We start from the raw sequence: 8459 nt of genomic DNA, 5'->3' as shown, positions 1-8459 counted from the left end.
ATATAATCTGATATTTCTTTTGATACTAAAAGCTTTTTTCTATACTTACATACAAAAATAGTATGATACTGTAATAAATATTTGTGTCTGTTCTTTGATTTCCATACTCCTATAATGCCGGTTATTGTATCACAAATATCTATTTTTTGCTACCTTAACCCACCGTATAAAGCCGGTGGGTTAAGGTAGCATTATTTCAAATGTTGCAATATACTCAGTATTTTCAGGTGTGGTAATATTTGGATTGTCCTGATAAAAATGCCCCTTTAATCCGATTTCTCTTGTGGCTATATCAAAATGGCAAAGCGCAATACCGAGGTCTATCTTTTGGGCATCACCGACATTATCACTTTCATATCCTTTTGTCCTTTTCTCATAAAAATATATCTTATCCCCTTCCACTACCACTCTCCAAGGTTGCCTGTTTACACCTGACGGTGCCCAACGTACCATCTGAAGCGGAATCAACCACTTTCCTGCCTCATCCTCATTTAGAGCTGTATTAAAATCATTTTTAAAGAAAAGTTTATCAAAGTTTATCCTACTGTCTGCCTTTATAGCTTTTCTCATAATATTCTCACGGATAGACTTCTTATCCGCCTTATAACCTATCGGTGTAACTGCCGGCATCATCTCACCTTCTTTAATATCCATAGCACTTTCAAAGGCTTTTCTGTCCATGGTACCTGCAATCCAGACAGTTCCAAGTCCTATCTCGGTAGCATATAGCACAAACTTCTCAAATGAATATCCAAAAGCAACCTCACCATTTATCTGCTTTTTATATTTTCCTGCTACATACTTTTTTGCACCGATAATTACAGGAGAACTTAACTTATACTCATTTGCATCCAAAAGTCTAAGCTCTATCGGAATATTAAAAGGGTTATCCGTTTTTTTTATAAATTCTTCTATTCTTTCCAATATTTCAGGAGAAATATTCTCTTCATTATATGTTCTTACACTTTTTCTTGCTTTAATATTTTCTATATTCATGTTTGACTCCTTTAAAGTAGTTATATCTTGAAAGTAAATATCTGTTACAAAATACTTTTTAAATTTTATTTAGTATACGCCTTTTTTATCTTTAATTCCTTTAGATACTCCTTTTTATCGGTACTGATGCGATAACTCTCCACCGCCTTTTGTATAGTCTTATTATGAGTCCACTTATCCGGAATGCCTTTTTCAATAAACGGAAGTATCTTCTCATACTGCTTTGCAAGTGCTGTTGCAAAGTACCATGCAATCATCATGTTTACATAATACTCGTCAGTCCTTATCTTTACTATCATTTCAGGATATATTATATCAAAATCCTCGTCCAAAAAATGCTCCATAAGCATACCTATTCCAAATCTGAGTGTATATATCTTATCAGATTTCAACCATTCTCTTATATAACAAAGCAATTCCTTATGATATTTTTTAAAAACTTTCGGTGAGAGCTGATCACATGTCGCCCAGTTGTCTATATATGGGAGAAATCTGTTTGTTTCATCAATACAGTTTTTAAAGTCCTTTATTTCAGAAATAATAATTGCATGCAGCTGATTTTCATCAAAATACTTATGTGGTAGAGCATGTAAAAATTCTACAGCTTCATCTTTTTTTATAAGTTGTTTTGCATACTCTCTAAGTTTTGGTATCCTGATACCGATAAACATTTCCTTATCAACTGTAGGTATCAGCTTACTGATAAGATCTCTATAATCCGTATCCTGCATTTTAAACAATTCATCCTTTACCTTATCTGCAATCATATACTTCTCCTTTATTTCCTGTACGTCATACAATACGGCTAATCTAAACTACAACATTTCCTCCGTCATATATAAAATTATATCTCAATTATTAAATAAATAAAACTCTTTCCGGATATATGAGAAATCTTTGTGTATAAACAGGTAGATAATCTTACAACTATTTTTTAATTGCTTCTGAAATATGAATACAAAAATGCCCTCAACCGTAAAATCGGTAAGAGCATTTTTTATTACAGGGCAACAGGAGTAATTTATCGCCTTTTGGCAAATATTATATTAAATGAGAGCAAAGACACCTCTTTTACTTGATTTTAAAACTTTATCACTCCTGAAATCAGACAAACAATACTTACTCCCCATATCCAGAAAAAACATGCCTTGATATGGTCTTTTATTTCCACTCCTGCAAGACCTACACCAAGGAAGGTGGCAGGAACTACAGGGCTTATAAAAGTTGCACAGTTTCGGCACACAACCATGGCAATGGCGGTATGAGCCGGATTGACTCCGAATTTGTTTCCGATACTGATAAGCACAGGAAGAAGCCCGAAGAAATATGAATCTGTGCAGAACATAAGTGTAAGCGGTACTGACAAAACACCGATAATTAAAGGTAAAAATCTTCCCATGGGCTGAGGGATAAATGAAGCCAGTACATTTGCCATATGTGTCATAATCTCACTGTCTTCCAATACACCTAAGAATACACCTGCCGCAAGTATAGTGGATGCCATCATAAGTGCAGGACCTGAATGGGATTTGATGATTTTATTTTGTAATTTTGCTCCGGGATAGTTCACAAAAAGAGCTACTGCACAGCCTATCATAAAAATATAAGTTGAAGCTATTGATGCTCCGCCAACACCTGTCTGATAAGAGAATCCGTCCTTAAAATATGGAGTATTTACAACAAATTGAGTACAATATTCCGCCATCATAAGTTTTCTCTGATCTGTAGTGGGTTTTGCAGCACCGGTCGCAATTTTTTTCGGATCGCCGATTGCATCTACCTCCACTACATAATCCACCTTTGTCATACTTATATGTGCCGGGAAGTTTGGGAAAGACACAAGACAATCTGTGATTGCCACCACTTTATCTGCATAATCACCGTCTACCATAGCATAGGAGAGTACACCGCAGTCACTCTTTCCTCCTATACCTCGGCAGTTTCCATAGTCATCACAGGTCGGTACTCCGATAAACGCAATATCTATTCTTTTTTCTCCGGTTTCAATTGCACGGACTCTTCCTCCATGTGAACGCATAATTGCAAGTCCCTTAAGTTTTCCGTTTGAGATTGCCTCACCGATTTTTCCACGTACGCCTGAAGACTGAATATTTGTAATAGTTCCGTCTTCAATATATGGCACAATCGGATCATGTGCTTTTCCAAGTGAACTTGCACATATTGTAATATCTTTAATCCCCATCTTATGTATTTCTTCCATAACCATATTTACAATATAGTCACCCTCACGAAAATGGTGATGGAATCCCGGTGTCATCCCGTCTTTAATCTCACATTTTACCAATGCTTCATGGATACTTTTTACCAGTTTACTGTCACTGTTATTCATGCTACATTTAGTTATCGGGCCGTCTTTTTTATATTCATATCCGTCATAATAATTGTTTCCATGAAATACTTCTTTTCCGGTTATTTTTAAAATTTCTTCCGGAATATCTCTACCAACTGCATTAATCATTTTATAAATCCCCCTTATATACTCCTGATGCTTTTGCCAACTCTATAGTTCTTTTTGCACCGTCATAAAATGCGATATCAATCATTTTCCCGTCTACAGTAAATACACCGATTCCCTGTGCCTTTTTGGAATCAATCTCTTTAACCACTTTTTCGGCAAAAATAATATCTTTCAAAGAGGGGGTAAATATTTCATGCACAGTATTTATCTGTCTTGGATTAATTATGGACTTTCCGTCAAACCCCATAAGATGAATAATCTCCACATCCTGACGGAAGCCTTCCATATTATTGAGATCGGTATATACAGTATCAAAGCATTGCACACCGGCTGCACGAGCGGCAATTACCAGATTCTGTCTTGCACCCATAAGTTCTACACCGGTTCCTGTAATATGGGTTTGAAGATCCTTTGTATAATCTCCGCCTGACAGTGCGATACCGAACAATCTGTCTGAAGCTTCACAAATATCAAGGGCTTTCATAACACCTCTGGCAGACTCAATAGCCGCCATTATAAGTACACTTCCCTTCGGCCTTCCGAATTCTCTTTCCGCATACTCCACCTCGGACTCTACCAGTTTTACATCCTGTGCACATTCCGTTTTTGGAATTCGGATTAAATCACATCCTCCTGCCACACTACAGCGAATATCCTCCTTCCAGTAAGGTGTATCAAGTGCGTTGATTCTTACCACACGCTCCACACCATGATAATCAATCTCCTGTAACGCATGATACAATGAAAATCTGGCAGCATCCTTTTGATTCTCCGCCACCGCATCTTCAAGGTCTAAAATAATGGAATCCGGTTTATAAATATAAGGATCCTTAATAAGTCCGGGTTTTTGTGCATTTAAAAACATCATTGTTCTTCTTAATCTTTTCTTATTAACATTCATGATCTAATTGCTCCTCCCCAAGGTAAGCGATCAGTCTGCTCTGATGAACGGAAAACAGCACATTCAACTCTTGCTCTGATTGTACAGTCCAATGCTCCCTTATCAACTACAGCTATTCTTACATTATTGACCCCAAGGTTATTTAATGTTTGATACACAACTTTTCTGATTTGATCTCCATATTGGTTTATTACAATGTAAAATCAATCTTACCGTCCCCTTTTTCCACAGTTACCTGACAGTCACTGGATTCAAGTGTTCCGGCCATTGCCGGTTTATTAATCTCCATTGTAACTCCCTCCTTTTAAACATTTAATGTTTTCAACTCTTATGCTTATAATAAGAAGGTAATCTTACAAAAACACTCCTAATTATCTTAATATTTATTAAGGTAATTAGGAGCAACTATGATTACTTTTTATCTCTAATTTGCTTTGCCGCCAATACAAGATTTTTAAGACTCTCATTTGTTTCTTTAATCCCTCTGGTCTTCAGTCCACAGTCAGGATTTATCCAAAGCTTGTTGCGATCAATCTTTTCAAGCATTTTGTAAATAGTAGTTTTTATTTCCTCAACAGATGGAACTCTTGGAGAATGAATATCATAAACTCCGGGACCCACCTCAGTTTTAAAGTTATTTGCCTTTAGTGAATCCAGTATTGTCAGATCCGAGCGGGATGCCTCAAATGTTATAACATCTGCATCCATATCATCAATTGCCTTAATAATATCTGTAAATTCACTGTAACACATATGTGTATGAATCTGTGTCTCAGCCTTTACTCCGCTGTGAACAAGACGAAAGGCCGGAATAGCCCAATCAAGGTATTCGCTATACCAATCACTCTTTCTGATAGGCAATTTTTCACGTAAAGCAGCTTCGTCCACCTGAATAATATTGATGCAGTTTGCTTCAAGGTCAAGTACCTCATCACGGATAGCAAGTGCGATCTGATTAGTACATTCCTTGACAGAAATATCTTCACGAGGAAATGACCAGTTTAAAATGGTAACCGGTCCTGTAAGCATACCTTTCATAGGCTTAGAGGTAAGACTTTGTGCGTAGACTGACCACTCCACCGTCATAGGCTTACTTCTTGAAACGTCACCCCAAATAATCGGCGGTTTTACACAACGTGTACCATATGACTGCACCCATGCTTTTTCAGTAAACAAGAAGCCGTTTAACTGCTCTCCAAAATATTCTACCATATCATTGCGCTCATATTCTCCATGCACAAGAACATCTAAACCTATTTCTTCCTGCGATTTTACGCACTCTGCAATCTTTTTACGATTAAATTCTATATATTCCTGCTCTGTTATATTTCCCTTACGAAATGCGGTTCTGTTTGCTTTTACATCAGAAGTCTGCGGGAAAGAACCGATTGTAGTAGTCGGAAATTCCGGTAAGTCAAACTTGGCTTTTTGAATACTTTCCCTTTCTGAGAATTCCGGTAGCCTTATAAAATCACTGTCCTTTATTTTGGCGGTTCTTTTTTCCACATCAGTATTATGACACTCAGGTCTGCCTTCAAACAGTTTTTCATTACAATGGTACAATTTTGAAGATAGGTAGTCAGTTTCTGAAAGCAATTTTAATTCCTCAAGCTCAACCAGCTTTTCTTTGGCAAAGGCAAAGTGTTCTGTGTATTTTTCAGACAGCTTGTTTTCATTTTTCAAAGTATAAGGCACATGGAGTAAAGAACAGGATGTACTTATAACTGTTTCAATATCACATGCTTTCAACTCATCTATAATTGCAAGCGTATTTTTATAGTTGTTTTTCCAAATATTTTTGCCGTTTACAACACCTGCAAAAAGAATTTTATCTTTAGGAAAGCCGTTAGATTTAACAATATCTCTTGTCTGCCTGCCTTCTGTAAAATCAAGTCCGATACCGTTAAAATCAAGTGTACAAATATTTTTGTAGCAATCTCTTACATCTCCGAAATATGTACAGAGCAGTACTTTTATATCTCCCTTTACATGTAAAATATTCTTATAGATTTTTTCAAATAATTTAATATCTTTCTTATCTAAATCATAGACAAGATAAGGTTCATCAAACTGTATCCACTCAACACCAAGTTTGCCAAATCTGTCAAGCAACTCACAATAAGCTGAAATTACAGCATCTGTATAGTCTTCTGCCGCTTTACTTCCTGTATATCGAATCATCTTTAAAAGTGTAAAAGCACCTATTATAACAGGCTTTGTTGTAATTCCATATTCTTTTGCCTCCAAAAATTCATCAAACGGCTTGGTACCTACTAATTTTATTTCTGTTTCATCTTCAATTTCAGGAACCATATAATGATAATTGGTATTAAACCATTTTTTCATAGCTAACGCCTTTACATCACCTGCCTCACCTTGATAACCTCTTGCCATAGCAAAATACATATCAAGAGCAGATAGCTTTAAAGAACTGTAGCGTTTTGGAATAATGTTAAACAGTGTGGCTGTATCCAGCATATTATCATAGAAAGAAAAATCATTTGAAGGAATAAAATCAATTCCTGAATTTTTTTGAGTAATCCAAGCTTCTTTTCTTATCTCTATGGCCACATTTTGCAGTTGTTTATCAGAAATTTCTTTTCTGAAGTATTTTTCCGTGGCAAATTTCAACTCTCTCAAAGAGCCAACCCTTGGATAACCAATAACTGAAGTATGCATAAATATATCTCCTAAAATAAATTTTTTAAATGTAAAAACATTTCCATTCCTTATGATTTTATCATAGCACAAAAGAGATAATATTCGTTAATGCTTATTTTAAATGATTATCCATAGAAAAAAACTATGTCAGATAATCTTCAATATACTTTAGTAAAAGCTCCAAATATCGTTCACTGACTGTACTGAGCGGCCTATCTATTTGCTTAACGTATCCAATCTCCATAATTTCATCACTTTCAAGAGGAATAGACACAATTTCCGTTCCGTTCAAATCACTGCTTAAAATCCCTGAAGATATTGTATATCCGTCCAGCCCGATAAGCAGGTTGAATAAAGTTGCACGGTCAGTAACAATAATGCTTTTATAACTTTCCTCTACACTGTGCAATTCCTCAGAAAAATAAAATGAATTATTGATACCCTGTTCATAGGTAAGCCTTGGAAATGGGGCTAAATCACTCAAAGTAACTTTATCTTTTGCTACAAGAGGATTATTTCTGCAAACAAATACATGAGGTTTTGCTTTAAACAAAGGAATAAACTTTAAATCTGCATTTTTAACAATATGTTGTATAATATCACGGTTAAAATTACTTAAAAACAGAACTCCCAGTTCACTACGTGAAGTTCTTACATCTTCAATAATATCATTTGTTCTTGACTCTCTAAGAGCAAATTCGTACTTACTCTCACCATACTCCTTTACAAGAGCTACAAATGCATTAACAACAAATGCATAATGTTGTGACGACATAGAAAAGACCTGACGAATATTTTCTTTTTTCTTATATTGTTGCTCCAACAGTTCGATTTGTTCAACAACCTGACGGGCATAAGATAAAAACCTTGTACCTTCTTCAGAAAGGTAAATTCCACGGTTATTTCTGAAAAATATGTTTATATCCATTTCCTTTTCCAATTCAGAAACAGATTTTGATAAACTTGGTTGTGCAACAAGAAGCTTCTTTGCCGCTGAAGTAATCGAACCGCACTCCGCTATAGTTATTACATATTTTAACTGCTGTAATGTCACTGTTAATTTCCTTTCTATTATGATTTCTTATTTACAATTATCCTGCCTAATGCTTATAGTCTTAATACCTGTCTTCCTAATGTTCTCTTAAAATAAACCGAAAGGATAAATATCATCCCAAATTTCAATATTTTGCTCATTCATATTTTTACAATATCTTTATAAAACTTTTTTATTTCCTGTACGTCATCTAATACAGCTAATCTAAACTACAACATTTCCTCCGTCATATATAAAATTATATCTCAATTATTAAATAAATAAAACTCTTTTCGGATACCGGAGAGATATCAGTGTATAAAACACCCCCACATCAGATTTTTTATCCGATGTGGGGGTATGCTCTGCTATCAAAGCAGTATGCTCTC

General features: G+C 35.4%; 6 protein-coding genes and 2 pseudogenes. All 8 read right to left on the bottom strand.

Annotated features, from left to right (window positions below; translation table 11 throughout):
- A pseudogene (locus HMPREF0381_RS16090) lies at positions 1–113 on the bottom strand (IS200/IS605 family transposase); the annotation flags it as partial.
- Positions 114–180: 67 nt separating this feature from the next.
- Positions 181–996: a nitroreductase family protein gene (locus HMPREF0381_RS07555; protein ID WP_008751356.1), complete on the bottom strand. Its 816-nt coding sequence runs from the start codon at positions 994–996 to the stop codon at positions 181–183.
- Between the two features lie 65 nt (positions 997–1061).
- Positions 1062–1763 (bottom strand): DNA alkylation repair protein, encoded by a 702-nt coding sequence (locus HMPREF0381_RS07550; protein ID WP_008751355.1) that lies wholly within the window; start codon positions 1761–1763, stop codon positions 1062–1064.
- Positions 1764–2077: 314 nt separating this feature from the next.
- Entirely contained in the window at positions 2078–3475 is a 1398-nt protein-coding gene (locus tag HMPREF0381_RS15410) for a citrate lyase subunit alpha (protein WP_008751354.1), read from the bottom strand.
- Position 3476: 1 nt separating this feature from the next.
- Positions 3477–4376: an aldolase/citrate lyase family protein gene (locus tag HMPREF0381_RS07540; RefSeq protein WP_008751353.1), complete on the bottom strand. Its 900-nt coding sequence runs from the start codon at positions 4374–4376 to the stop codon at positions 3477–3479.
- Positions 4373–4665, bottom strand: a pseudogene (gene citD / locus HMPREF0381_RS15885) (citrate lyase acyl carrier protein). The gene HMPREF0381_RS07540 and the pseudogene citD overlap by 4 nt, the downstream one beginning before the upstream one ends.
- Before the next feature lie 122 nt (positions 4666–4787).
- Positions 4788–7055: a 5-methyltetrahydropteroyltriglutamate--homocysteine S-methyltransferase gene (gene metE, locus HMPREF0381_RS07530; protein WP_008751352.1), complete on the bottom strand. Its 2268-nt coding sequence runs from the start codon at positions 7053–7055 to the stop codon at positions 4788–4790.
- Between the two features lie 124 nt (positions 7056–7179).
- Positions 7180–8091 (bottom strand): LysR family transcriptional regulator, encoded by a 912-nt coding sequence (locus tag HMPREF0381_RS07525; RefSeq protein ID WP_008751351.1) that lies wholly within the window; start codon positions 8089–8091, stop codon positions 7180–7182.
- Positions 8092–8459 lie beyond the last annotated feature (368 nt).

The organism is Lachnoanaerobaculum saburreum DSM 3986, assembly GCF_000185385.1.
Taxonomy (GTDB): Bacteria; Bacillota; Clostridia; order Lachnospirales; family Lachnospiraceae; genus Lachnoanaerobaculum; species Lachnoanaerobaculum saburreum.
Note: the sequence above shows the minus strand (reverse complement) of the source record. Positions and strands in the feature narration are given on the sequence as shown.